Origin of the sequence: Pararhizobium arenae (assembly GCF_001931685.1) — a bacterium.
Lineage (GTDB): Bacteria > Pseudomonadota > Alphaproteobacteria > Rhizobiales > Rhizobiaceae > Pararhizobium > Pararhizobium arenae.
Map to the genome: position 1 here is coordinate 205561 of NZ_MOOY01000009.1, position 25632 is coordinate 231192.

Here is a 25632-nt window from a genome sequence, read left to right on the forward strand (position 1 = left end):
GTTCAACGGCATCGTTCCGTTGCAGAGGCGAACATAGGACGAAGGCCTTCATCCGTCACCCGTGTCTTTCGAATGGCCTGCGAAAATCCAGCTCAGGATTCCGGGCATGAACGGCGGATAGTCGTAAAGCGTCGGATCGGCGGTCGTGATGGCCATCGCCGCGTCGATTTCCGGCTGCGGATCATCGGCGGCATGGCGCTCGATGATCGACACAAGTTCGTCCGCAGTCTGCGAAAATCGGTAGAGGCGGAAGAGCGTGACGACGCTGTCGGCGTGCAGCGCCCAGAAGCTTTCTCCGGCTGTGGCGGCGGCGAGATCGAGCCCGGTTTCTTCCGCAACTTCCCGCCTCATATTGCCTTCGACATCGCAGCGCCCCTCAACGATATCGCTTGCGTCGAGCGAGCCTGCGGCGCAGTAGACCCGGCCGGGATTGGCGGTGTGCGGTCCCATTCGGATGGCGATGACCGCGCCATCGGCTGACAGGATCACAGGAAGGCCGAAAAGATGCACCGCCTTGTCGCGTGGCTTCGTTTTCCGCCAGAGGAGGAACGTCGAATAATCGACGAGATGGCATTCTCCACGGATTGCGCCCTGACGGATCATGATCGCCCGCGGCAGCACCATGCGACCGTTGAAGAAAGCGGGATTGCGGGCGATCTCCGCCTGCCAGTTGAGCGCCGCGGCCTGCGCTTCGGCCTGTTCGTAGGGATGCGGCGTATCGAGGACCGTCAGGTCGAAGTCCGAGACCGGAAAGATCGCACCGGCTTCGGGCCAGTCATGAAAATTGCTCATCAGCATCATCAAACATCCAGGGAAAGAACGATGGGGCAGTGGTCGGAGGCCTTCGGCCTGTCCCAGCCGATGCGGGGATAGCGCTCGACCTCCTGCCCCTTTGGAAAGATCGTGCGAAACGGCTGCCCGCCACGGATGATGTCGGGCACCGCCGCCGGGTTCTTTGCCGCCAGCGCAGGCGAAAGCCAGATGTAATCGAGCTGGCAGAGATGGCGCTCCTGCGGCCCGCGGCTGTGAAACAGCGTCCAGCGATCCAGTTCCGGCCTGCGGCGCATCACGTTTTCGGCAAATCCGTCATGGCTGAAAACATCGAGTGCGCTTTCCGCCTCCCGGGCAGGATGAAAAGTGTAGCCTGTCCGCCTGTCGCCACGAATATCGATGCGCTCCTGATAATCGTTCATGTCGCCGCAGATCGCGAAGGACGCACTTGAAGCGCCCTCGCCCCGCCCAAACCTGTCCTCGATGATGCGGCGGACCGCGCGCGCCTCCGCCTGGCGCACCGCCATGGTTGCCATCCGTCCGTCGAGCCCGTCGCGCGCCGGCCCCATCGACTTGAAATGCACGACGAACAGCGTCAGCGGCCGCCCGCCGATGCGAAACTCGAGTTCAAGGCAGTCGCGCCGGAATATGCGGTCTCCCGGCAGCTCGGTCGCTGCCAGGGTGTCGTTGAAAAGGTCGAAATCCGCATAGGTGACGCCGGCATGGGATCTGACGTCGATGCATTCGATCCGTTCGCCGTCGCGGCTTTCCTCGCGCACCAGCACGGCGACATCGATGCCGCGCCTGTCGTTGCCGTCGATCAGGTATTTCTGGCGGTAGCCGTTGCCGACCATGCGGAAGAGATAGCCGTACTCGAAAGCCTGAAGCGCCGCCATGTTGTCGGCCTCCTGCAGGCAGAGGATATCGCCGTCGCAATCTGCAATCGCCAGCGCCGACATCTGCCGCGTATCGTCGGTATGCGCGATCGTCCGCGCCTCTTCCAGCCGCTGATATTCCGCCTCGCTGCGCACATCGAAGAGCCGCAAAACCCGATCCTGCTTCAACTGGTTGCGATAGCCGGAAAAATCGAATCGGCTCATCAGGTTTTCGATGTTGAAAGTGGCAAGGCGAAGCGGCATGAGGGCATCCATATCGAATCCGGCGACCGCCGGCACAGTGACTGCGACTGTAGCCATTCGGTTGCAAATGTCGAATGACGGCTCGATGAAGCCGGAACGACCGGCAGACGCACCATATTTGGGTGAATGGCAGATCCCTGAATAATCTGCCGTTTTCGCCCGTTTCTCCTCGGATTATAACAGGCTGTGCCGCTGGGCTGGCATGATGGAGGGGACAATGGCAATGATGAGACTTACGCTGATCGTGGTTGCGACCATGCTGCTGAGCGCCGGTGCGGCGCGGGCAGACCTTTACGGCGCGATTTCGCTGTCGCCGGCGAACGGAGCAACCGGCTGGTCCTTCGACTTCACCTCGCGCTGGGAGGCCGAGGATGTGTCGCAGCGCAATTGCTACAGGCACGCATCCGATTGCCGCGTCGCCATATGGTTCAAAAACGCCTGCGGCGCGGTTGCGCGCGGCCCCCAGGGCTGGGGCGCCGACTGGGCGGAAACGCCTTACCTCGCCCAGAGCGCGGCCCTTGCGTCCTGCGCACGCCATTCCGGCGGCTGCCGGGTCATCCGCTGGCAGTGCTCCGGCGCCCGCTAGCGCCAAAACGCTGTTTTAGATCACCTTAATTGATTGAAACTATAATATAGTTTTCGAGATGCCTGCGACATGGCGTCTTCGGGGGCATGGGTTGGGAGAAAACATGGGCAGGCAACCTGGATGGGGCGAGCGGCTGCGTTATCAGTTCGATAAGAGTATGGCTGCGGGGCCGGTCGCGCTGATCGGCTGGCTCGCGATCATATCGCTGATGGTCATCGTCCTTGCCGGCGCATTCCTTGCCATCACGCAGATCGCGCCCGAAGGTGGTCAGCCCGTCAGCTTCATCGAGGGCTCTTGGGAATCGCTCATGCGCACGATGGATGCCGGCACCATGGGCGGCGACATCGGCTGGGGCTTCCGCGGCGTCTCGCTGGTGGTCACCATCGTCGGCATCTTCATCTTTTCCGCCTTGATCGGCGTTTTGAGCTCGGGTCTGGAAAACAAGCTCGACGAACTGCGAAAAGGGCGTTCGGTGGTTCTTGAAAAGGACCAGACGATCATCCTCAATTGGTCGCCTTCGATCTTCGATGTCATCTCCGAGCTGGTTATCGCCAATGCGAGCCGCAAGAAGCCGCGCATCGTCATCATGGCCAGCAAGGACAAGGTGGAGATGGAAGACGAGATCGCTTACAAGATCCCGGAGCTGCGCAACACGCGCATCATCTGCCGCAACGGCGACCCGACCGATCTTCACGACCTTGCGATCGTCAACCCGCAGACGTCCCGCTCCATCATCGTGCTTTCGCCGGAGGGCGACGATCCGGACTCACAGGTCATCAAGACCGTGCTGGCGCTGGTCAACGATCCGAAGCGCCGCGAGAAGCCCTACCAGATCGCCGCGGAAATCCGCGACAGCAGGAATGCCGATGTCGCCCGCATCGTCGGCGGCAGCGAACTGCAGCTGGTATTGGCCGACGATCTCATTTCACGCATCGTCGTGCATTCCAGCCGCCAGACCGGCCTGAGCGGCGTCTATTCCGAACTGCTCGATTTCGAGGGTTGCGAAATCTACACGCTCGAACAGCCCGATCTGGTCGGGAAATCCTTTGCAGCGGCCGTCATGGCCTACGAAGCCTCGACACTCATCGGCGTCTGCGACGAGAGCGGTGCCGTCCACCTCAATCCGGCCGCCGGCCGCGTTTTCCTTGCCGGCGAAAAAGCCGTCATCATCGCCGAGGACGATGCCGCAATCAAAACCGGCGATGCCAACCTCGCGGTAGACAAGGACGCGATCCGGGCCCCCGAGCCTCGTATGCCCGAACCGGAGCGCACGCTGATCCTGGGCTGGAACCGCCGTGGCCCGATCATCACGTTCGAACTTTCGCGCTACGTTGCGCCGGGTTCCTTGCTGACCATCGCGGCCGATACGCCGCAGCTGGTGGACGACATCGCATCGCTGAGGGTCGCCAACGACCACATGGCGGTTGAATACAGCGTGATCGACACAGGAAACCGGACCGCGCTCGAAGCCCTCGACATCCCGAGCTACGATCACGTCCTTGTCCTTGGCTACAGCGACAACATGGCGCCGCAGCCCGCCGACACCCGCACGCTCGTCACCCTTCTCCAGTTGCGCAAGATCGCCGAGCGCGCCGGCAAGCACATCGCGGTGGTGAGCGAAATGACCGACGTGCGCAACCGCGAGCTTGCCGAAGTCACCCGCGCCGACGATTTCGTCGTCAGCAACAAGCTGGTGAGCCTCATGCTGGCGCAGGCCTCGGAAAACGCCTCGATGGCGGCAATCTTCGACGACCTGCTCGACGAGGAAGGATCGGAAATCTACATGCGGCCCGTCTCGGACTATGTTGCGACCGATCAGCCCGTGAACTTCTACACGATCTGCCTCTCGGCCCTGCGCCGCGGCGAGGTTGCGATCGGTTATCGCCGGCAGCGCGAAAACGATCCAGATCACCGCAATCTCGGCGGCGTCGTGGTCAATCCGCTGAAATCCGAGACACTGCAATTCGGGCCAGAGGACCGCATCATCGTTCTCGCAAGGGATTGATCCACCCGCAGAAAACCGTGCAGCAAGGCGGAACGCGAAGTTTTTCGCCTTGAAGTGGCGCGAGACCTCGGCGACCCATAACAAGATTGATTTCGTTGAGGAGAAGCATCGTGAACAAGGCCATAGAGACGGGCAGCCTCTCGCGCGCCGGGCAACTGTCCGTCGAAATGACCCGCTGGCCCAGCGTGACGGGCAGTGACGGCGAGGCCCAATTCTCGTCACGGCTGACGAGCCTGCTTCGCAGCCTTCCCGCCTTTTACGACACGCCGGAGAATGTGTTTGCCCGAGACAGTCACGGCTCCCCCGCGCGGCAGAATGTTTTCGCGCTGGTTCGCGGCGAAGGCCGTCGCTGCCTCGTCCTGGCCGGCCATTTCGACACGGTGTCGATTGCCAACTACACCACGCTGTCCGCGCTCGCCTGCGAGCCCGAGGCACTCACGACAGCGCTGATCGCCGAGCTTTCCGCCAAGTCACGCAATGCCGTCGAGGAAAAGGCGCTTTCCGACCTGCTGACCGGAGATTTCCTCGCCGGTCGTGGCCTCCTCGATATGAAGAGCGGCCTTGCCGCAGGGATCGCCGCGCTGGAGCGTTATGCCGCGCTCGCTCAAAGACCTGGAAACCTCCTCTTTATCGCGACACCCGACGAGGAAAACCGCTCGCGCGGCATCCGCAGCCTGCGTGACAGACTGCCGGACATCGCTTCTCAGCTCGATCTCGATATCGTCGGCGGCATCAATCTGGACGCCAGCGGCGACGATGGCGATGGCGGGCTGGGACGTGCGGTCTATCTCGGGTCGGTCGGTAAATTCTCTCCCTTCGCCTTCGTCGCCGGGCGCCCGACCCATGCAGGTTATGCCTATGACGGCGTCAGCGCCCACCTGATTGCAGCCGAGATCATGCGGGCGGTGGAATTCAACAGCGCGCTTTGCGACGAGGCTCATGGCGAGGTTTCGCCGGCGCCCGTCTGCCTTGAGGCAAAGGATGTGCGCCACGGCTATGAGGTGACGACGCCCGCCCATGTCTGGCTGTCCTTCAACTGGCTTACCCATCGCCGCTCGCCGACCGACATCCTGGAAGAATTTTCAGCCATTGCCACCGCGGCCATGGACAGGGCGCTGCAATCGCAGAAGGAAAACGGCGATGCCTTCTTCGCACGGCAGGGCATCGAACGAAATGTCCGCGCCGAAGGCCGCGTGATCAGCTTCGGGGAACTGCGCAAGCTGGCGGCGGAAACGGCCGACGGCGATACGATCCGGAGAATAGCAGCCCTTGAGGAAAGCCTGGCGACCAGTGACGAGCCGCTTTCGGCCACCCGAGCCGTGGTGGGTGAACTGCTGACGGCAACCGGTCTCGAAGGTCCATTGGTCGTGGTTGGTTTTTCGACGCTGCATTATCCACGCGTCCATACCGGAGATCTCGGAGAGGCCGGACAGGAATTTGCGAGACGTCTGCAAGTGGCCGCGTCCCTGATTGAAGATCGCCATCAGACCAGCATCTGCTTCCGGCAATTCTTCGCCGGCATTTCCGACATGAGCTTCTTCGGTCATCGGCCAGACACGGCGCAGTCGGAAACGCTGAAGGCCAACACGCCCGTTCCCGCCTTTGTCGATGCGACCCCGCAAAACGCCCTCTCCTACCCCGTTGTAAATATCGGTCCATGGGGACGCGACTATCACCAGAAATGGGAGCGGGTGCACATGGGCTACACCTTCGAGGTGCTGCCGGATCTGATCCACGAATGCACCCTCGCGGTGCTTTCCCGATAAGCCCACGAAACGGAAAAGGTCGCCGATGGAAACCCACGGCGACCTTTTGGCTCAAGCGTGACGGGTAAGGCGCGCAGAGACACGCCTCGAACGAAAGCTGACTAAGCAGCCGTCTCGCCCCGAATCAACGTTCCGAGGCGGGAGATACCGTCCTCGATCATCTGATCGTTGGCGCAGGAGAAGCTCATGCGGAGCGTATTCGCACCCGAACCATCGGCGAAGAACGCCTTGCCGGGCACAAACGCAACCTTCGCCGTTTCCAGCGATTTCGCCAGCAACTCGGCGCCGTCCATGCCCTTGGGCAGGGTCAGCCAGATAAACATACCACCTTCCGGCTTCGTCCAATGCACGCCCTCCGGCATGTATTTTTCAAGCGCCGCCAGCATGCAGTCGCGGCGATGGCTGTAGACGGCCTTGATCTTTTCGACCTGCTTGTCGAAGCCACGCTCGGCAACAAGCGAAATCGCCATCTGGTTGATCGTCGAGGAGTGCAGGTCGGCCGCCTGCTTCATCAGCACGAGTTTGCGGATCACCTGCGAGTTTGCAACCGTGAAACCGACACGGAGCCCCGGCGCCAGCGTCTTGGAAAAGCTGCCCGAATAGATCGTCCGGGTCTTTTCGATGTCGCCGCCATTGCGCGCCAGTTCGATCGCGAGGATGGGCGGGATAGCCTCGCCATCGTAACGCAGCGACTGGTAGGCCGCATCTTCGATGATGGCGATATCGAGTTCGGCAGCCAGATCAAGCAGGCGCTCGCGGCCTTCCCGATCGACCGTTTCACCGGTCGGGTTGGAAAAATCGGCCGAGAGATAGGCGAACTTCACCGAGCCACCGGCGTCGGAAGCCGCAGCACGATAGGAATCCGGTGTGCGATTGCCGTTCAGCGTCAGCTGATCGTATTTCGGCTCATAGGCATTGAAAGCCTGCAATGCGCCCAGATAGGTGGGCCAGGTTACGAGCGCCGTATCGTTCGGCGACAGGAACAGCTTGCCGATATAATCCAGCCCCTGCTGCGAGCCGGACGTGATGAAGATGTTTTCCGGGCCGGCGGTGATGCCGATCTTCGCCATCTCGTCGGACAGCCAGCGGCGCAGTGGGAGATAGCCCTCGCTCACGGAATATTGCAGCGCCGCACTGACCGTCGGGCCGCTGAAGATTTCGGAATAGACCGACTGGAATTCTTCGTTGGGAAACAGCGCCGGGTCTGGGATACCCCCTGCGAAGGAGATGATATCATGCCGATCGAGCAGCTTCAAAAGTTCGCGGATTTCAGACGCGCGCATGCGAACGGAGCGCGTGGCGAAGATTTTTTCCCAATCCAGCATTGGATGTTTCCTCAAGATTATATTTTACGGAAACAAGACCACGCCGGACGAATTAAGTCAATGTTGCTGACCTAAATTTCGCCGTTCGCGAAGAGGCAAATTCTCACCTTCTGCAGTCTCGATCAGGCATCAAATAAAATGCCCGAACAGGCCTGCTGTCAAAGGTTAAGGCAATTCATGCAGCGCCTTTATGCGACGCAGAATGGTTACTTTCGGAGCCTGAAAGTGCCGGCTCAGGTTTCGCCCGCATCCTCACCGGTGTAGAGGCTCAAAAGCACGAGAACACCGATGGCACAAAGTATTACTGCATCAAACCAGGCGAAATAGTTCATAATGGTCGTCATCACACGATCCTCCCGATTGTGAAACGTGACGCTCCATCAGTCTGTTCCTCATGTGACGATTTTACAACTGAATTTCCTCAATAAAATCATAAATTTATACTGCACCGCAGCAATCTCGTGCACTAAAATGCAAGCGAAACCAGTGCCTTGAATATAGTCTCCGCACTGCAACCATCGTTCCAAGGCTGCCGGCAGCGATACCCCAAAATGCAGAAAGCCGGGAACGAGCCCCGGCTTTCGCAGATGTCTTGGGAGACGATCGATTAGTTGCGGGCCTTGTCGACCAGCTGGTTCTTGGCAATCCACGGCATCATGCCGCGCAGCTTGGCGCCAACTTCTTCGATCTGGTGCGCATCGTTGACGCGACGGATGCCCTTGAAGCGGGCCGCACCCGAGCGGTATTCCTGCATCCAGTCCGAGGTGAACTTGCCGGTCTGGATGTCCTTCAGGACGCGCTTCATCTCCGCCTTCGTTTCTTCGGTGATGATGCGCGGGCCGGTGACGTATTCGCCCCATTCAGCGGTGTTCGAGATCGAGTAGTTCATGTTGGCGATGCCGCCTTCATAGATCAGGTCGACGATCAGCTTCACTTCGTGCAGGCATTCGAAATAGGCCATTTCCGGAGCGTAACCGCCTTCGACCAGCGTTTCGAAGCCGGCGCGGATCAGCTCGACAAGACCGCCGCAGAGAACGACCTGTTCGCCGAAGAGGTCGGTTTCGCACTCTTCCTTGAAGTTGGTTTCGATGATGCCCGAACGGCCGCCGCCAACGCCGCAGGCGTAGGAGAGAGCGAGGTCAAGCGCATTGCCGGAAGCGTTCTTCTCGACAGCAACGAGGCAGGGAACGCCGCCGCCCTTCTGGTATTCGCCGCGAACCGTGTGGCCCGGGCCCTTCGGTGCGATCATCACGACGTCGAGCGTGTCCTTGGGCTCGATGAGGCCGAAGTGAACGTTGAGGCCGTGCGCGAAGGCGATCGCAACGCCGTCACGGATGTTCGGAGCGATCTCGGCCTTGTAGATGTCGGCCTGCAGCTCGTCCGGGGTTGCCATCATGATCAGGTCGCCCCACGTGGCGGCGTCTGCAACGGTCATGACCTTGAAGCCGTCGGCTTCGGCCTTCTTGATGGTGGCGGAGCCGGCCTTCAGAGCGATAACGACGTTGTTGGCGCCCGAATCCTTCAGGTTCAGCGCGTGGGCGCGACCCTGCGAACCGTAGCCGACGATGACGACGTTCTTGGACTTGATGAGGTTGAGGTCAGCATCACGATCGTAATAGACGCGCATTGTAGTGTTCCTTCCCGTTGCTTGTCTTGAGTGGTCCATTGTCTTGCCGGCCTGTCCCTCAGGACGCGGCCGAATTCTCGTTCGTGCCGTAGAGCCGGAGGAAGGCGTCGATCGCCCGCTCTGCCCTTCGGTCGAAATTCCTGTCCTTCTCGGAAATAGGCTCTCCGAGCAGCATGCGCAGATGCAGGTCGGAGACGATCAGCCCGTACAGCGTGCCATAAGCTTCGTCCGCATCGTCGAAACGCACCAGCCGCGCGCGGCGTGCTGCTTCGAGAAGCGCCCCTGCCCGCTTGCCGATCTGGCGGCGCCCACGCTCCTGCAGCATATGGCCGAGCTTCGAGCCATCCCGGCTCGCCTGCCCGATCGCCAGACGGTTGAGCGCCAGAGAAACGTCACCGGCCAGCACGTCCAAGAGATCATGGGCAAAGGTCACCAGCAATTCATGCAGCTTGGCGGCATCGAGCCGTCCGGCATGGGCTTCGAACGTGCGAACCTTGCTCGCCTGGAACCCGATCATGGCCGACAGCAAGCCGTCGCGATCGCCAAACCACTTGTAGAGACTTTCCTTGGAGCAGTTAGCGGCACGGGCCACGCCCGCCGTTGTAAGCGCCTTCTCGCCACCATCGACAAGCAGTCGCAACGCGCTGTCGAGAACAGCGTTCTGACGCGGCGAAAAATCCGACTGGTTCGAGTGGACGGCGATCTGCACAACAAGCTCCTCAATCAGTACCGTACGGTACGGTTCGTGCTTATGACGCAAAGTTTTGATGCCGTCAAGCGGCTTTCTCGCGCTCGAAAAAGCATCTTGGATTACCCCCGAAATGGGCATCACGGCACCGGGTCTCCCACCTTCCGTTCCTGTGCCCGCTCCGCTAGTCTCTCTGGAAAAACATAGTCTGAGGAAACCCACTGTGTCGCACCGCCGTTTCATTGCTGCAAGTTCACGCGCGCTTGCCTTGGTTGCAGCCCTCGCGACAGTTTCGTCTCCCGCACGCGCTCAGTCAGAGGGCGAAGTCTACAGCCGGATCGAGCAGCTGCACGGCAATGCGGAGGCATTTACCGGTCCCTTCGACAACCTCACCCAAGCCATGCGCGACGGCGATGCCGAGACGATCGCGGACCTCGCCGAGTATCCTTTGACCGTAAATGCCAATGGCGAGGTTTACGACATCCAGAACGCCCAGGACTTCATCGATAATTTCGATGCGCTGGTCATGGAGGAAACCCGCAGTGCCGTCGCCCGTCAGCGTTACGACGATCTGTTCGTCAACAGCGATGGCGTGATGCTGGCCAATGGTGCCGTCTGGATGGGCGCGATCTGCGATGACGGCGACTGCGCGATCTCGCACTGGGCAATTACGGCGATCAACAACTGAAAATTATTTCAAACCAAAAGCATAACTCGAAAAACTGAATCAGATTGGCAACATCAGGTTCAATGAAGGGGAGGACCGAAACTATGAAAACTCTGCTGGCCGCCTTGGCGGTTCTGATCGCCTCGGCGTTTTCCGCCGCAGCCGAGGATGCCCCCTATGTCGGGACCTGGGATTGCGAAGTCTCGACCTTCACCTTCACCGCCAATACCTACGATCCGGGCGAAGGCCCTTTACCGATCGAGAAGGTCGAGAAGGATGGCGCAAACTACATTCTCACGATGCCCGACAACTACCAGATCGGCCTCTCCAGTGTGACAAGCAGCTCGATGCAATGGCTCTCCATGGCATCCGGCGATATGTTCAACTGCAAGAAGGTGAAAGCGACCGCCGTTTCCTCTTCCGCCACCGAAAATCGCTGCGGTTGGCTGCAGAACCCGACCCCCGGCAACTGGTGGCTGGACGATGCGGATGCCAGCTGGACGATGATGACACAGGGCGGCGGCTACGAGCCGGAAGGTATGGATATCATCCCCGACATTTCCGAAGGCGATTACGTGCGCACCAATGGCAATTACGGCTATGCCTGCGCCTGCATGGAGGTGGAAACCGATGCGGACGAAGAGCGCATCACCCGCATCCTGTGGTTCCGGCAGTTGTCGATCTCGAAATGCGAGAATGACAACAACCTGGATGACCCTGAGTAACGCCGGAGACCGTCTCGAACCTCGCCAGATGCCGTCACGGTCCTTACCGGGCGTAATCCACCGGCACCCCGGCCCCGCTCTTCAGGATTTCCATGGAGATGGAGGCTGAAACATCAAACAGCTCCACCTTGCGTACGATCTGCTTGTAGATGGTGTCGTAGTGCTCGACCCGCGGCAGCACGACCTTCAGGATGTAATCGTAGTTCCCCGTCAGGCGATGCGCTTCGACGATTTCCGGAATATCGGCAATCACTTTGCGGAAAAGATCGATCCAGTCATCGGCGTGATGCGTGGTCTTCACCAGCGCGAAGACCGTCGTCGGCACCCCCATTTTCTCGCGGTCGAGCACGACGATGCGCCGCGCGATGTAGCCGGTTTCCTCAAGCCTCTGGATGCGGCGCGAACAGGCGGACACGGAGAGGTGGACCCGCTCGGCCAACGCGCCGATCTGAAGGCTCGCGTCGTCCTGCAACAGAGTCAGTATCTTTTTGTCCCGTTCGTCCAGCACGCGATGATTCTCCGTTGAAATTCTACCCCGAACAAATTTGAAGCGCAGTTCGTCGATATCACACAAATCATAAGCGCAAATCTGCGTTTCGCCATCCAACAACGCAATCACTTTCCACCGAAGCTTCGGCACACTACCCTTAATCGGAAACAAGGGAACATCGACATGCGCAAGATCGGTCTTATCGGCGGAATGAGCTTCGAAAGCTCGGCTGTTTATTACAAGCTGATCAACGAGATGGTGCGCGAGCAGCTGGGCGAGCTGCATTCGGCCGAGGTGCTGCTGCACTCTGTCGATTTCCAGACCATCGTCGATATGCAGAAGGCCGGTCTCTGGGACGAGGCCGCCAACCGCCTCGCGACGGTCGCCTCTAGCCTGGAAGCTGCCGGCGCCGGCTGCACCCTGATCTGCACCAACACCATGCATCTCATCGCCGACGAGGTGCAGGCTGCGACCTCGATCCCCCTCATCAACATCATCGACGAGACAGCCGGCGCCATCCGCGACGCCGGCCTCAAACGCCCCTTGCTGCTCGCCACGCGTTACACCATGGAGCACGGCTTTTATACCGGCCGCATGGCAAGCCATGGTATCGACGTCATGGTGCCGGATGCCGACGACCGCACGACGGTCCACAACATCATTTTCGCTGAACTCTGCGCCGGCAAGGTTCTCGACACCTCCCGCCAAGCCCTCTTTGCCGTCATCGACCGAGCCGTCGCCAACGGTGCCGACAGCATCATCCTCGGCTGCACAGAAATCTGCATGATCCTTGACCCGGAAAACCTCGCTTTGCCGGGTTTCGATTCGACCCGCATCCACGCCTGCGCCGCAGTGAAGTTTGCTTTGGCGGATGAGGCTTGTGTGGACCGCGACGCGGCCTAACGCCAGCGGCGATACGGTTGGTGTCTGTCTGATAGGAACTCATCTGGACAGATGCCAACAGAAGGCTCCAAAATACGAGCAATATGCCTTTATAATCTGAATTCCGGCTGTGACCTCAACTCTCTGACTAAATCTTTCCGTCTATATTGATTTCCGCATTACTTGATGCGACAGATGACACCGCAGCAACACGGCTCGTTTGGCGATGCGGTTTCATTTTTTATTGTTGTTTGAACCGTTCACTCTCTGAGACGATATCACCCAGAACCTGGGTCCGAAGACTAGAGGGGAACTTTAAATGAGCAAAATTACAAAAAATACGAGCGTAACTCTTAACGGCTCAACCAGCTTCAAGCTCGGAACTGATACCTATACTTGGGACGACCGCTTCATTTTCGTGATTGACGCGTGGGTACCCAACACCGATCCGGTTCGGTCGGTAACCTTTACGCTGTCCGGCAAAAGCTGGGGTGCATCCTTCCTGAATTTTGGCGGCAATACCAAAACCGTGATTACGGACGCTACGACCGGCGCCGATGACGACACCCGCGTCTATATCGATTTCATCGCCCTCTCGAATGCCGGCCCGAACACGGTCACACTTAAAAACGTCGAGGTGCGGACCATCAGCGGCTATGCAAGCGCCGATACCGTTAGCATTGGCTATTACGCCAATTCTATCATGCTTGGTCGTGGCGATGACAAACTGACCATGACAGGCAACGGCGAGATCGGCTACGCCGACATGGGACGCGGCAATGACACGCTGACCACCGGTAACGGATATCTTTTCTCGGCCGCGATGGGGCGCGGCAACGACACGGTCAATGTCGGGACCGGCGATTTCGGCCTGATCGACCTCGGGCGCGATGCCGACATCGTCAAGTTTTCGGCCAACAGCGGCACCGGGAAAATCTACGCCGGAGAAGGCATTTCGGACGACCTTGCCGGAGCAAGGGACTTCGATACCGCCGATTTCTCAGCCTTCACGAAAGCGCTGAACATTGATCTCGAGGCAGGAACAGCCTCGACCGACAGCGCATTCTTTGAAATCCGCGCTTTTGAAAAAGCGATCGGCGGTCGCGGCAACGACACGATCCACGGCAGCGACAGTGCCGATGTTCTGGATGGCGGCGCGGGCCTGGACAAGCTTTACGGCCATCTGGGCGCGGACATATTCCTGTTCGAAAAAGGCGATACCGGAAGCACCAGAACGACCGCCGATACGATCTACGACTTCACGAGCGCCGACAGCATCAACCTCACCCGCTGGGACGCCAACTCGGGCAAGTCCGGCACGCAGGATTTTGCTTTCATCGGCACGAAAGCCTTCAGCGGCGCCGCAGGCGAACTCCGCTATACGAAGGACACTTCCGATACATGGATCGAAGGCGACACCAACGGCGACAGCAAGGCGGATTTCATTATCCGCCTCGATGACGCTCTCAAGCTGACAGCCAGCAACTTCGACCTGTAGAAAGATTTTCTTTCAAGGAAACACGGTCGCCCGTGGTTTGGAAACAAACCTCGGGTGATATCGTGGGAGCCATCCGCGAGCAAGGGCGCTGCTCTACGCCACCGTCTCGTCGTAAGCCTTTCGCGCGGCCCTGATCTGCTCGTGATTTTCGGTCGACCACGCAACAACCGGCAATACGATTGCCAGAAACGACCGTCCAAGGTCCGTCAATTCGTACTCGACACTTGGCGGCTGCGTCGGAAACACCGTGCGCTTCAAAAAGCCATCCCGCTGGAGATCGCGCAGTGTCTGCGTCAGCATGCGCTGGGAGATATCGGGAATCATCCGTCGCAGAGCCGAAAAGCGCACCGGTCCATCTGCAAGCCCCTGGATGATCAACGTGTTCCACTTGCCGCCGATATTGTCGAGCACGTCCCGCACCGGGCAATTCGACATCGTATAGGTCACGCCGCCGATCACCATTACCTTCTCGGCACGGGCTGTCCTGGCAATCTGGTTCATGCTGATTTCCTTCACTTTAGCGCCTGGGTTACCTCGACGTAACTACGGCATCAAAAACTGCCATCTTTACATCCGTGGGCGCTTCACGAAATAAGATATGGTCTCAAAAAGGAACCATATCTCAAATCGGAACTTTCAGCAAGAAAGACACCGGTTTCGGGACAATCAAGGGAAACAGTCATGTCCGAAACACTCCTCGTCACCGGCGCCTCCGGCCAGCTCGGACGTCTCGTGCTCGAAGCGCTCCTTACCTCCGGCAAGGTAGCAGCGACAAGCATCATCGCCACCTCGCGTGATCCGGGCAGCCTGGCCGCCTATGCCGAAAAGGGCGTGCAGACCCGCCGCGCCGATTTCGATGACCCGGCCTCGCTCGAAACGGCCTTCGCTGGTGCCGATCGCGTTCTCGTCGTCTCGACGGATGCACTGGATGTGCCCGGCAAGCGTCTCGTCCAGCACACCGCCGCTATCAACGCCGCCAAGGCCGCAGGCGCCAAGCATATCCTTTACACGTCGATGCCGAACCCGGACAACTCGGCGGTCAGCTTTGCTCATGAGCATCTCGGCAGCGAACAGGCCGTCAAGGCCACGGGCCTGCCCTACACCATCCTGCGCAACGGCTGGTATCAGGAAAATCTCTTCATGGGCCTGCCGCACGCCTTTGGCGCCGGCAAGTGGTACACATCTGCCGGCGACGGCAAGATCGCCCATATCGCCCGCGCCGATATTGCCGCCGCCATAGCGGGCGCCATGCTGTCGGCTTCCGATGAAAGCAAAACCTACACCCTGACAGGCCCGGTTGCCCGCACTGCGGCAGAGATTGCGGCCATCGGCTCCCGGATCGTCGGCAAACCGCTGGATGTCGTCGATGTCACCGACGAACAACTGAGCGCCGGTCTTGCAGGCGCCGGTCTTCCGCCGTTCCTGATCCCGGTCGTCGTCTCCTTCGATACCAACACGCGCGAAGGCAAGATCGACATGGTCACCGGCGATGCAGAGGCCCTTGCCGGCAAGCCGCTGACGACGCTCGAAACCTTCTTCGAAACCAACAAGGCCGCTTTCGCCGGCTAATCCGAAACGACGTGCGGCCGGGTCAAATAGCCTGGCCGCATGCCTTGCGGAAGCGGCGCACGGTTTCCGCCATGCCGTATTCGAGCGCATCCGCCGTGAGACCATGGCCGATCGAGACTTCATCCAGCATCGGAATGTGTTTCGCCAGCAACGGCATGTTGTCGACGGTCAGATCGTGTCCGGCGTTGACGCCAAGGCCCAAGCCATGGGCGATCTCAGCCGTCTTTCCAAGCTCGATGGCGATCGTCTTAGCCTTGTCTTCGTCATCGAAGCAGCCGCCATAGGGGCCGGTATAAAGCTCTATGCGATCAGCGCCGGTTTGCTTCGCAATCGTCAGAGCTTCCTCGTCCGGCACACCATCGGCGAACACAGAGACCCGCAGGCCGCTCTTTTTCAGGCGGGAAATAACATCGGCCAGAAGCGTTTCATTCGCGCGAAAATCCCAGCCATGATCGGACGTCGCCTGTGCCGGGTCGTCCGGCACCAGCGTCACCTGCTCCGGCTGGTGGCGCTCCACCAGTTCCAGAAACTCGGCGTTCGGGTAACCTTCCATATTGAATTCCGCTTCGGGAAACTCGTCGTCGATCAGGTTGCGAATCGGTGCAAGATCGGAAAAACGGATGTGCCGCTGGTCGGGTCGCGGATGAACCGTCAGCCCGCTCGCGCCGGCCTGAAGGGCGATCCGGCCAAGCCCGATCACGGACGGCCAGGGCAAATCCCGGCGGTTTCTCAGCATCGCGACGGCGTTCATGTTCACAGACAGTTTCGCAGCCATTTCAGCACTTTCGAAGCGTTTGACGGTTGAAGGCAGCCCCTTCTATCGCGTCCTCGTGCCCCCCGCAATCGATTGCCTGTCCTGAACGCGTACAGCTAAAGTCTCACGCTTATTTCACATCCAATGAAAATTTAATGGAACAAAGCCCCTGACAAGGAGTGCAAATTCCGATTTAATACCAATTCATCTCCAGTCGTGCCTAGCGAGCGCGGAGATGACCCCAGGAAGGACTGAAATCGATCCAATGACCCGTTTTGCTCGTCATATCGAGCCCCTTTTCGCAAGACATGACTGCCATGTGGCCCGGCAGCCAAGGACCGGCGAAAGATGAGCCCCGAACCGCACGATAGCCTCCGCCCTCCGACAGCCGTTCTGCGTGAGGCGCTGCAGCGCATTCTTGCGAGCGCCTGCTTTGCGCGCTCCGAACGGTTGCGGGCTTTCCTGAAGTATGTCGTGGAAACCGAACTCGAAGGTGGCGGCGCCCATCTCAAGGGGTACACCATCGCCATCGATGTCTTCGCCCGGCCCATGGCATTCGATGCCGACGGCGATCCGCTGGTGCGGGTTCATGCCGGCAAGCTGCGCAAGCTTCTGGACAGCTACTATTCAGGGGAAGGCAAGGACGAGGAATGGCGCATCTTTATCCCCAAGGGCAGCTATGTGCCGGAGTACCTGTATCAGGTAGCCCCACCGGCGGAAGTGGTCGTGCAACAGGCTGAGGCCGTTTCACCCGCAGCACCATTGCCGTCCTCGACTTCTGCCGAGGCTTCACCCGTCGCCATGCCTCCGGCCGCAACGCGGGCACGACGTTCCTGGCTGCCGGCGCCGATGTCCTCGCATTTCGCCCTGCTGTCGATCCTGCCCCTGCTGATCGTCGGTCCGCTCGCCACGCCGGCCATGAGCGTCAACGCCAATCTGCGCATGAATAGTCCGCCGGCGCTGGGCAGCATGCGGTTCGAGCGCGCGCAGGATCTGCCGCAGGTGACCATCAACGGCGCATGGCCACGCAACAGCCTGCCGGCCCGCTTTGCCGATACGCTTCGCTCGGCGGCCTCGCATTTCCGCACGATCACGACGCTCGGAACGCGCCTGCGCAGTTCGCAGCTGGCCTTCACCATCACCGTCGCCGATGACGAGGAAGCCGACGGCATCAAGATCAGCGTCACCAACAACACGACGTCTGACAGCGTTTTCGCCCTCTCGATCGACCGGGATCAGTTGGAGGACGAAAGCGACATGCTGTTCGAAAGCGTTTCGCTGGCAACGCGCGTGTTCGGCCTCGACGGAGAGATATATCGCTATGCCAGGGCGCACGCGCTCGAAAGCGCGCTGATGAACTGCATGTCGCTGACCGAAACCTATCGGCGCGAACAGACCAAGGTCGCGTTCCAGGACGCGCGCAAATGCCAGGACGCGCTTTCCAATGACCGCCGCAACACGCTGAAGTTCATCGTCAGCGCCGGCGCGCTTCCCGCCAGCATAGATCGATAATCGGGAAAACCGGGCCGATTCGGCTCAAAGTTGAGCTTTTTCATCCTGGTTTTCACGAGAATCCGGCTCGTTTCCGGCAGTTTAACGCGATTTTATCCCTAAGATTACTAATTTTCAGCTTCCCGCCTCGCGTGTATTCATAGGCTGGGAAGTGGAGAAGCCTGATTGCTCGTCAGGCAAAGCACAGTGGTCTGTCGTAGCCATTCCGGTGGCGTGCAAAGCGAAGAAGAGCAGGCTTTGGCTGAAGGCCGCGCAAGCGGAACCTCATGCCGAACCGACCTTTCCGCGAATTGGACCATTGTGGAGACTGTCACTCGCATGCCGGAAGAAATGAAACAGAATACCTTCGCGCCGCAGCCGCGCGCAGAAGGCTCGTTCCTGCCCATACTGCCGCTGCCCGGCACTATCCCGGACACACAGGTCGGCATTGCCGACATGGCCGATGCCTTCGGCGTCACCCACCGCACCCTGCATTTCTATGAGGAAAAGGGCTTGCTGACCGCAGACCGCATGGGTCCGATGCGAGTCTATGGTGCTGAAGACATTCGCCGCATGGCCGTCATCAATGCCTGTCGCGAGATCGACATGCCCATCGTCGCGATCCAGGAGCTGATGGCCGCCCTCCTCTCCGCGGCCTCCCGCGAGGAAGCCTCGCAGATGTTCCGCGACGCTCTTCACGGCCACAAGCGCGAACTGGCCGCCCAGCAATCGATCTTGCGCCGGCAGATGCAGCGTGTGAGCGAACTGCTGGAATCCGCCGAAGAAGGCGCGCTGGATCAGCCGCAAGCCAAGCCGATCCATCTGTCACCGATCGAGCTCAAATGCGTGGGCTTCATGGCAGAAGGTTATCCCGCCACCCGCATCGCCACGCTGATGGACATGGACCTCACCGCCGTCCTGACGCTCGAATCCGATATCATCCGCAAATTCAACGGTCACAACCGTTTTCAGGCGGTGGCAAAGGCTGTGCTGATGGGGTTCGTCTCGGCCGACTGACGACCGTCAGCGCACGATCGTCAGCGTCTCGGCAGCCCGCGTGATCGCCGTGTAGAGCCAGCGCTCGCGCGTGTCGCGAAACGCCCAGCTTTCATCGAACAGCACCACATTGTTCCACTGCGAGCCCTGTGCCTTGTGCACGGTCAGCGCATAACCGTAGTCGAACTCGTCGTAACGCTTGCGCGTCGACCACGGAATTTCGCCCTCGACATCCTCGAACGCCTGCTTCAACAGCTTGATCTTCGCCGCCCCGCGATCCATGTCGTCGTCTTCGGGCCGGATCATCAGGTTGATGCCCGGCTTTACGGTCTCCCGCGAGGATGTCATCACCTGCCAGAGCGAACCGTTCAGCAATCCCTTGGCTGGATCGTTGCGAAGGCACACCAGCTTGTCGCCGGATTGCGGATAGTCCGTGGTGAAACCCTTCAGCTCACGCAGACGCATATTGTAGCGCCGCCGGGTCTTGTTGGTGCCGACAAGCACCTGATCGGCATCCAGCACCAGGCTCTGTGTCACGTCACCCTTTGAAATCACCCGCGCGGTGCTGCCATAGTCGCCGTGCATGATTTCCTTGCCCTCGCGCACCTGCATGGCAAGCTTGATGATCGGGTTGTCGCGTGCCTGCCGGTGAATATCGGTCAGCAGGAAATCCGGCTCGTCATTGGTGAAATAGCCGCCGCCCGACACCGGCGGCAACTGGCCCGGATCGCCGAGAACGAGGATCGGCGTGCCGAAACTCATGAGGTCACGCCCCAGCGCCTCGTCCACCATCGAGCACTCGTCGACGATGATCAACGCCGCCTTGGCGACGGGCGATTGCCTGTTGATCGAAAACATCGGCGCAATCGAGGTCTTGCCGGTCTCCTCGTTGGAAACCTCCTCCTCACCGCGCGGACGGTAGATCAGCGAATGAATGGTCTTGGCGTTGCTCGCGCCCTTGGAGCGCAGCACCTGCGCCGCCTTGCCGGTAAAGGCCGCAAACAGCACGTCGCCATCGACATGCTCTGCGAAATGCCGCGCTAGCGTCGTCTTGCCGGTACCGGCGTAACCGAACAGCCGGAAAAGCGGCTTGCGCCCTTCCTTCAGCCACTGCGAGACGGCTTTGAGCGCCTCATCCTGTTGCGGTGCGAATTCCATCGCCCGAAGTGGCAGGATTCGGGGCCGAGATGCAAGCGCCGAACGAGGCCGGCCGATATCTCCGGTGGGCAAGTGCCCGCAAGTTCTCAGAGTGCCTTGCCGCCAAGGCATTGATCGTCAAAGAATTACAGAGGCGTTTCAGGAGGATTCGGTGAGCGACGCATTTGGCTTCATGTTCGGCTTCTACGGCCTGCTCCTGGGCCTCGCCGTGGCCGAAGTTGTCTCCGGCTTTTCACGCGCCTATGATGAACGCCACAGCCGCAGGATCGGGGTTGTGGCGCCGCTTTTCGGCACGCTGCTTCTCGTCGATCTCATCACCTTCTGGATGAACGCCTGGGCCTATCGCGATCTTGCCGACGTCAAATATATCACAGCGCTTGCCGTGGCGCTCGTGGCCCTGCTCTATTATTTCGCCGCCACACAGGTCTTCCCCAAAGCCACCGAAAACGACACGCTGGATCGCCACATCATGGAGCACCGGCAGGAGGTGGTCTTCTGCGTGTTGATCAGCAACCTCATCACCCAGGTTCCGAACACGATCTCTGCCGTCACGACGCCGTGGCCGCCGGCCGATATCGGGCTCTGGGCCGGGCTCAACATGATCTACTACATCCTGCTGGTCGTTGCCGCACTGGCAAAGACCAAAAAGGTCGTCGGCACCGCCGTCGGCATCGCGATCGTCTATGTCACCGGCGCGACGGCGCTCTTCGCATAGGATGCAGCCGTCACGTCCCGATATCTCGCACCCACGGCATATGTTCCTTGGAAAACGCGGATGATCCCGCTATCTGGGTTCCGGCAAAGGACATGACCGCCCGTGACATCACCGCAACTTCCCCATCCCGACCCCGAAGAAACCTCGGTTGAAACCGGCGAGGTGGAAACAGCGGACGACAAGGCTCCGCTCAAAACCGGGATCGGTCGCTGGCGTCCGGCCGGACAGTGGGCATTGCTGCTCGTCGTATCCGTGGTGCTTGCAGGCCTCCTCGAACTCACCGGAATCCCCGCAGCCCTCTTGATGGGTCCGATGGTCGCCGGCGCCCTCTGCGGCATCAACGGCGCCACGATCCGCCTGCCGCGGCCGCTGTATTACTGCGCGCAGGCCCTGATCGGCACGATGATCGCCGAATCGATCTCTCCCGGCATTCTCGGCAACCTGCTGGCCAACGCTCCTCTGTTTCTGGCGATCATCGGCTCCGTCATCGCTATGAGCACGCTGTCGGGCTATGCGATCAGCCGGCTCGGCATCCTGCCCGGCACCACCGCCATCTGGGGCTCGTCTGCGGGCGCTGCAACGACGATGCTTGTCATGTCGGATGCCTACGGCGCCGACACCCGCCTCGTCGCCTTCATGCAGTATCTGCGCGTGGTCTTCGTCGCAGCCGCCGCTTCGCTGGTGGCGCGCTATTGGGCTGGCATAGACGGTACAGGTCCGGCCATCGTCTGGTTCGGGCCCATCGACCCGATTTCCTTCGGCGAGACCCTGGCGGTTGCTGCCATTGCCGGCTTTCTCGGCAAGAAGCTTCGCGTTCCCGCCGGCATTTTTCTCTTTCCGTTCCTGATCGGCGCGGCGCTGAGCATGAGCGGCCTCATCGTCATCCATATTCCGGAATGGCTGCTGGCGATCAGCTATGCGCTGCTCGGCTGGAACATCGGCCTCGGCTTCACCCGGCCGATCATCACCCATGTTGGCCGCGCGCTTCTTCCCACCGTCATCTCCATCCTGGTGCTGATTGGCTTTTCCGGTGTGCTCGCCTACATCCTCACCCGCACGCTCGGCATCGATCCGCTGACGGCCTATCTCGCCACCAGCCCCGGGGGCATGGATTCGATCGCCATCATCGCCGCCTCCAGCAATGTCGATATCGCCTTCGTCATGTCGTTGCAGACGGCTCGCCTGCTGCTGATCATGGCCATCGGCCCAAGCCTTGCCCGTTTCGTCGCGGCCAGGACCGGCGCCAAACCGCTGCCTTAAACAGGCCGCAGACGCCACCTGTCAGGCAGCGCCCTTCCCCAAAGGGTCGTTCTCCAGAACGATCGGCTTTCCATGTGGCGTCGCTTCCGCGGCCCGCTGCCAGGCCTTGGTAGCCCGCTCGAGATCATCGCCTCGCACGATGGAAAGCTCCGACAGGATGCGCGACAGCGCAGCCACCCAGCACTCGTAGTAATCGCTTCCATCGGCACAACGCCCCGGCCGGTAAAGTTCCTGCGACAGAACCTCCGCCCATTCGCTCCACGAAAACACGCCGCGCTCATGCAGCCTGACCGTCATCGCAAAGGCTTCCGCCTGCCAGGGCTCGGCAAAGACGGGCCCGCCATCCTGCGCCAGCGGCAGGCCGGGCACGTCACGCAACGACTTCGAAACATCATGCAGGCTCAAGATAGCTCTCCCAGGCATCGATCGAGACCGTCAGTCCCTTTTGCGCGCCCTCACCCCAGATTTCAGCCGCATCGAAAACGACCGTGTAGACCCACTGCGGATTTTCGCCCTTGCCATGGGCGTTGTCGTCCGGAAACACGAAGGACCCCTGCACCGCCTCGACAGTGCCGACACGGCCTCGCACATAACGCGGCAGCCGCGTATGGGTCTCGGGGTTGAAATTGCGGGTGCGCACCCTGTCGCCTGGCTTGTAGATCGCCGGCCCCGCCGCCGGCCTGTCGCAAGGCCCGCCCTTTGCCAGCACGCCTTCGACCATGTCTGCCTTCAGCACCCGCTTCGGCGTGGCACCCGGCCCGGTCATCACACCGCTCGCAAGCTCTTTGGTGCTCGCGAACCCATGGCGTTCCAAAAGCGTCTGCAAGGCGCGCAGCCAGATTTCGTAGTAACTCGCTGAAAGATAGGTCGCCGGTGGAATGTTTTCCCGCGCATGCCGGCTTTCATCGATCGTCCAGGCCCCGAAGGCCCCGCAAGAGAGCGTCAGCCCGAGCGCCCGCTTCTCCCACTCCGCATGGAAAGTGGGCTCGTCCTTCTCAGGCGCAACCGGGCCGAAACCGTGCTGACCGCCAAGATCGTGCGGCCCGTTCATCAGGCAGCCTCCAGCGCAATCGCGGTACCGATCATTGCATCGCGGCTGACGAGCTCTGCAAGCTGCTCCTCGCTAAAGCCTTCCGTGCCTTCCGGCCGCTCGGGAATAACGAGATAGCGTAGTTCGGCCGTCGAATCCCAAACCCGGATCGCCTGCCCCTCCGGCAGCGCCAGCCCGAATTCTGCAAGCACCCCGCGTGGATCGATGACGGCGCGAGAGCGATAGGCCGGTGCCTTGTACCAGACCGGCGGCAAGCCCAACACGGACCACGGGTAACAGGAGCAAAGCGTGCAGACGACGAGATTGTGGGTTTCCGGCGTGTTGAACACGGCGCGCATATGCTCGCCCTGCCGGCCGGTGTAGCCGAGGCTGGCGATCGCCGCCGTCGCATCGTCCTTCAGCCACTGGGCAAACTCTGCATCTGCCCAGGCCTTCGCCACCACGCGGGCGCCATTGCGCGGCCCGATCTTCGTCTCATAGGTCTCGACAATGGCATCGATCGCCTTGGGATCGATCAGGCCCTTGGCCGTCAACAAGGTTTCCAGCGCCTTGACCCGCGCCTGCATGTCGGAAAATTCGTTGCCGTGGTGGTGATGATCGTGGTTGTCGTGATCGTGCATGGCACACTCGCTGACTGTAGGAAACGAATCCGGTGCTATTTCAGCATCGGCCAAAGGCTGACGACGAGCAAGACCGCCATCGTGATATTGAACCATTTGAGACGCACGGGGTCGGACAGCCATTGCCTGAGCGCCGAGCCGAAACCTGCCCAGGTGGAAACGCTCGGCACGTTGACGATCGCGAAGATCAGCCCGACGATCAAGACGCTCGTGAGGTAGCTGTCTTCACTCGTGTAGGTCGCCATCGCCGAGACTGCCATGACCCAGGCCTTCGGATTGACCCATTGAAACGCTGCTGCCTGCAGGAAGGTCATTGGCACGGCACCGGTCCTGCCATCGGAAAGACTGCGCGAGGTCGCAATTTTCCACGCGATCCACACCAGGTAAGCGCCACCGGCAAATTTCAGGATGGTGTAGAGAAGTGGCACCGAATGCAGCAGCGCACCCAGCCCAAGCCCGACCGCGACCAGCAGCGACAGGAACCCTGCTCCGATGCCAATCATATGCGGGATCGTGCGCACAAAGCCGAAGTTCACGCCGGAGGCAAACAGCATCATGTTGTTCGGACCGGGCGTGATCGACGTCGTGAAGGCAAAGAGAAACAACGCCAGAAGCGTGTCGGCCTGCATGGATGGAACCTCCCGAAATTTATCATCAGCCTTCAAGGACTGAATTTAGGTCAACATAACTGACCTATTGCGCACCGCCACCCGAAACTTGTCATGGTGACAAGAAACGCTCACGGGCGTTACACCTCGTGAAAATACTGCCGAATCCGCTCTTATGAAACATGGTCGCCCGCCCTATCTTGAAAGCAAGATTCAAAGGAACCGCCCATGACCTCCCTAATCCCAACGACCAAGTTCCCGAATGGCATCGAAGTCCCCGTTCTCGGCCAGGGAACATGGCACATGGGCGAGAGCCGCAATCACGCGAAAGAAGAAGCCGACAGCCTGCGCCACGGGCTGGATCTCGGCATGACACTGATCGACACCGCCGAAATGTACGCCAATGGCGGAGCGGAAACTGTGGTTGGCGAGGCCGTGCGCGGACGGCGCGACGAGGCTTTCATCGTCTCCAAGGTTCTGCCATCCAATGCCAGCGCCAGCGGCACGGTGCGCGCCTGCGAACAAAGCCTGAAGCGGCTGGGCACCGATCATATCGATCTGTACCTCCTGCATTGGCGCGGCAGCTATGGCTTCGACGAAACGCTGGAAGGCTTCGAGCGCCTTGCCAAGGCCGGCAAGATCAGGGCCTGGGGCGTCTCCAATTTCGATGTCGATGACATGGAGGACCTCGAGCGCCTCTCCAGCGACTGTGCCGCCAACCAGGTCCTTTACAATCTCGCCCGCCGCGGCATCGAATACGATCTCCTGCCGTGGTGCGCCAAGCGTGGCATCCCGATCATGGCTTATTCGCCTCTGGATGAAGGCCGGCTTCTGCGCCACCCGGAGCTGGTGCACATCGCCAAGGCCCATCAGGCGACGCCTGCTCAGATCGCGCTCGCCTTCGTCATCAGCCACCCCGGTGTGATCGCCATCCCGAAAACCAGCTCGCGCCAGCGGGCGGAGGAAAATCGGGCGTCCGCCGATATTCACCTCACGCCGGAAAATCTGGCGGCACTTGATGCGATATTCGCCCCGCCAAAACGAAAGAAGCCGCTCGAAATGATCTGAGCGGATTGCGCGGCATTGCCCCTCACCCTAGCCCTCTCCCCGCCGGCGGGGAGAGGGGACGACCGAGTTTGCCGCTTGTCCCTTCTCCCTGTCAAAACGGGGAGCAACCATGTTTCATGCATGTGAGTATTTTGGTGTCCATGCGGTGTTACGGGCAAGGACAGCGTTTGCCA

26 protein-coding genes are annotated in these 25632 nt (G+C 60.3%); 13 read left to right on the forward strand and 13 right to left on the reverse strand.

Annotated features, from left to right (window positions below; all coding sequences use genetic code 11):
- Nucleotides 1–48: 48 nt before the first annotated feature.
- Nucleotides 49–792, reverse strand: a complete 744-nt coding sequence (locus tag BLX89_RS20260; protein WP_245292876.1) for an NUDIX hydrolase — start codon at nucleotides 790–792, stop codon at nucleotides 49–51.
- An 8-nt stretch (nucleotides 793–800) separates the two neighbouring features.
- Nucleotides 801–1910 carry an endonuclease/exonuclease/phosphatase family protein gene (locus BLX89_RS20265; protein WP_075292809.1) on the reverse strand — a complete coding sequence of 370 codons (1110 nt, stop codon included), beginning with the start codon at nucleotides 1908–1910 and terminating at the stop codon, nucleotides 801–803.
- Between the two features lie 223 nt (nucleotides 1911–2133).
- Between BLX89_RS20265 and BLX89_RS20270 the strand changes: the two genes are divergently transcribed.
- The 3 genes from BLX89_RS20270 to BLX89_RS20280 all read left to right on the forward strand — a co-directional run bounded on the left by BLX89_RS20270 (nucleotide 2134) and on the right by BLX89_RS20280 (nucleotide 6267).
- The gene (locus tag BLX89_RS20270; RefSeq protein ID WP_083637750.1) at nucleotides 2134–2496 is read left to right on the forward strand and encodes a DUF4189 domain-containing protein; all 363 of its coding nucleotides are present in this window, start codon (nucleotides 2134–2136) and stop codon (nucleotides 2494–2496) included.
- Nucleotides 2497–2599: 103 nt separating this feature from the next.
- Complete coding sequence (locus tag BLX89_RS20275; protein WP_075292776.1) at nucleotides 2600–4501, forward strand: CASTOR/POLLUX-related putative ion channel; 1902 nt, start codon at nucleotides 2600–2602, stop codon at nucleotides 4499–4501.
- A gap of 110 nt (nucleotides 4502–4611) precedes the next feature.
- A complete protein-coding gene (locus tag BLX89_RS20280) occupies nucleotides 4612–6267 on the forward strand; it encodes a M20/M25/M40 family metallo-hydrolase (RefSeq protein WP_245292877.1) in 1656 nt (551 codons plus the stop codon).
- Between the two features lie 101 nt (nucleotides 6268–6368).
- On the opposite strand, the gene BLX89_RS20285 is transcribed toward BLX89_RS20280, so the two are convergent.
- The 3 genes from BLX89_RS20285 to BLX89_RS20295 form a co-directional block, all read right to left on the reverse strand.
- Nucleotides 6369–7592, reverse strand: a complete 1224-nt coding sequence (locus tag BLX89_RS20285) for an aminotransferase-like domain-containing protein (RefSeq protein WP_075292777.1) — start codon at nucleotides 7590–7592, stop codon at nucleotides 6369–6371.
- 607 nt (nucleotides 7593–8199) lie between these two features.
- Complete coding sequence (ilvC, locus tag BLX89_RS20290; RefSeq protein WP_075292778.1) at nucleotides 8200–9219, reverse strand: ketol-acid reductoisomerase; 1020 nt, start codon at nucleotides 9217–9219, stop codon at nucleotides 8200–8202.
- A 58-nt stretch (nucleotides 9220–9277) separates the two neighbouring features.
- Nucleotides 9278–9928 (reverse strand): TetR/AcrR family transcriptional regulator C-terminal domain-containing protein, encoded by a 651-nt coding sequence (locus BLX89_RS20295; protein ID WP_075292812.1) that lies wholly within the window; start codon nucleotides 9926–9928, stop codon nucleotides 9278–9280.
- Nucleotides 9929–10148: 220 nt separating this feature from the next.
- Here BLX89_RS20295 and BLX89_RS20300 point away from each other — a divergent pair, with 220 nt between their 5' ends.
- Together BLX89_RS20300 and BLX89_RS20305 are read left to right on the forward strand one after the other, a co-directional pair.
- On the forward strand, nucleotides 10149–10595 hold the full coding sequence (locus tag BLX89_RS20300; protein ID WP_075292813.1) for a hypothetical protein: 447 nt from the start codon (nucleotides 10149–10151) through the stop codon (nucleotides 10593–10595).
- Between the two features lie 341 nt (nucleotides 10596–10936).
- Complete coding sequence (locus BLX89_RS20305) at nucleotides 10937–11299, forward strand: DUF4087 domain-containing protein (RefSeq protein ID WP_075292814.1); 363 nt, start codon at nucleotides 10937–10939, stop codon at nucleotides 11297–11299.
- A gap of 43 nt (nucleotides 11300–11342) precedes the next feature.
- Here BLX89_RS20305 and BLX89_RS20310 read toward each other — a convergent pair whose 3' ends face one another.
- Nucleotides 11343–11807 carry an Lrp/AsnC family transcriptional regulator gene (locus BLX89_RS20310; RefSeq protein WP_075292815.1) on the reverse strand — a complete coding sequence of 155 codons (465 nt, stop codon included), beginning with the start codon at nucleotides 11805–11807 and terminating at the stop codon, nucleotides 11343–11345.
- Nucleotides 11808–11972: 165 nt separating this feature from the next.
- Here BLX89_RS20310 and BLX89_RS20315 point away from each other — a divergent pair, with 165 nt between their 5' ends.
- On the forward strand, nucleotides 11973–12692 hold the full coding sequence (locus tag BLX89_RS20315; RefSeq protein WP_075292779.1) for an aspartate/glutamate racemase family protein: 720 nt from the start codon (nucleotides 11973–11975) through the stop codon (nucleotides 12690–12692).
- Nucleotides 12693–12990: 298 nt separating this feature from the next.
- Nucleotides 12991–14169, forward strand: coding sequence for a calcium-binding protein (locus BLX89_RS20320; protein WP_075292780.1), 1179 nt, complete (start codon nucleotides 12991–12993; stop codon nucleotides 14167–14169).
- 93 nt (nucleotides 14170–14262) lie between these two features.
- Here the strand turns inward: BLX89_RS20320 and BLX89_RS20325 are convergent, their stop codons facing one another.
- On the reverse strand, nucleotides 14263–14631 hold the full coding sequence (locus BLX89_RS20325; protein WP_425348624.1) for a winged helix-turn-helix transcriptional regulator: 369 nt from the start codon (nucleotides 14629–14631) through the stop codon (nucleotides 14263–14265).
- Nucleotides 14632–14850: 219 nt separating this feature from the next.
- Here BLX89_RS20325 and BLX89_RS20330 point away from each other — a divergent pair, with 219 nt between their 5' ends.
- On the forward strand, nucleotides 14851–15738 hold the full coding sequence (locus tag BLX89_RS20330) for an NmrA family NAD(P)-binding protein (protein WP_075292782.1): 888 nt from the start codon (nucleotides 14851–14853) through the stop codon (nucleotides 15736–15738).
- A gap of 22 nt (nucleotides 15739–15760) precedes the next feature.
- Here the strand turns inward: BLX89_RS20330 and BLX89_RS20335 are convergent, their stop codons facing one another.
- Entirely contained in the window at nucleotides 15761–16513 is a 753-nt protein-coding gene (locus tag BLX89_RS20335) for a pyridoxine 5'-phosphate synthase (RefSeq protein WP_075292783.1), read from the reverse strand.
- A gap of 327 nt (nucleotides 16514–16840) precedes the next feature.
- On the opposite strand from BLX89_RS20335, the gene BLX89_RS20340 reads away from it, so the two are divergent.
- Nucleotides 16841–18004, forward strand: a complete 1164-nt coding sequence (locus BLX89_RS20340; RefSeq protein ID WP_075292784.1) for a hypothetical protein — start codon at nucleotides 16841–16843, stop codon at nucleotides 18002–18004.
- Nucleotides 18005–18322: 318 nt separating this feature from the next.
- Complete coding sequence (locus BLX89_RS20345) at nucleotides 18323–19000, forward strand: MerR family transcriptional regulator (protein WP_075292785.1); 678 nt, start codon at nucleotides 18323–18325, stop codon at nucleotides 18998–19000.
- A 6-nt stretch (nucleotides 19001–19006) separates the two neighbouring features.
- On the opposite strand, the gene BLX89_RS20350 is transcribed toward BLX89_RS20345, so the two are convergent.
- Nucleotides 19007–20137 (reverse strand): ATP-dependent DNA helicase, encoded by a 1131-nt coding sequence (locus BLX89_RS20350; RefSeq protein WP_075292786.1) that lies wholly within the window; start codon nucleotides 20135–20137, stop codon nucleotides 19007–19009.
- A 151-nt stretch (nucleotides 20138–20288) separates the two neighbouring features.
- Here BLX89_RS20350 and BLX89_RS20355 point away from each other — a divergent pair, with 151 nt between their 5' ends.
- Nucleotides 20289–20852: a hypothetical protein gene (locus BLX89_RS20355; RefSeq protein WP_075292787.1), complete on the forward strand. Its 564-nt coding sequence runs from the start codon at nucleotides 20289–20291 to the stop codon at nucleotides 20850–20852.
- 162 nt (nucleotides 20853–21014) lie between these two features.
- The gene (locus tag BLX89_RS20360; RefSeq protein ID WP_075292816.1) at nucleotides 21015–22112 is read left to right on the forward strand and encodes an AbrB family transcriptional regulator; all 1098 of its coding nucleotides are present in this window, start codon (nucleotides 21015–21017) and stop codon (nucleotides 22110–22112) included.
- Nucleotides 22113–22133: 21 nt separating this feature from the next.
- On the opposite strand, the gene BLX89_RS20365 is transcribed toward BLX89_RS20360, so the two are convergent.
- Genes BLX89_RS20365 through BLX89_RS20380 form a run of 4 tightly spaced genes read right to left on the reverse strand, consistent with a single transcriptional unit; the run spans nucleotide 22134 to nucleotide 24412 of the window.
- Nucleotides 22134–22511, reverse strand: a complete 378-nt coding sequence (locus BLX89_RS20365; RefSeq protein WP_425348625.1) for a nitrile hydratase accessory protein — start codon at nucleotides 22509–22511, stop codon at nucleotides 22134–22136.
- Nucleotides 22504–23163, reverse strand: a complete 660-nt coding sequence (gene nthB / locus BLX89_RS20370; RefSeq protein WP_075292789.1) for a nitrile hydratase subunit beta — start codon at nucleotides 23161–23163, stop codon at nucleotides 22504–22506. Before nthB ends, BLX89_RS20365 begins: the two co-directional genes overlap by 8 nt.
- Nucleotides 23163–23783 (reverse strand): nitrile hydratase subunit alpha, encoded by a 621-nt coding sequence (gene nthA, locus BLX89_RS20375; RefSeq protein ID WP_075292790.1) that lies wholly within the window; start codon nucleotides 23781–23783, stop codon nucleotides 23163–23165. Before nthA ends, nthB begins: the two co-directional genes overlap by 1 nt.
- A gap of 35 nt (nucleotides 23784–23818) precedes the next feature.
- Nucleotides 23819–24412, reverse strand: a complete 594-nt coding sequence (locus BLX89_RS20380; RefSeq protein WP_075292791.1) for a LysE family translocator — start codon at nucleotides 24410–24412, stop codon at nucleotides 23819–23821.
- A 207-nt stretch (nucleotides 24413–24619) separates the two neighbouring features.
- Between BLX89_RS20380 and BLX89_RS20385 the strand changes: the two genes are divergently transcribed.
- Nucleotides 24620–25459 carry an aldo/keto reductase gene (locus tag BLX89_RS20385; protein ID WP_075292792.1) on the forward strand — a complete coding sequence of 280 codons (840 nt, stop codon included), beginning with the start codon at nucleotides 24620–24622 and terminating at the stop codon, nucleotides 25457–25459.
- Nucleotides 25460–25632: the final 173 nt, after the last annotated feature.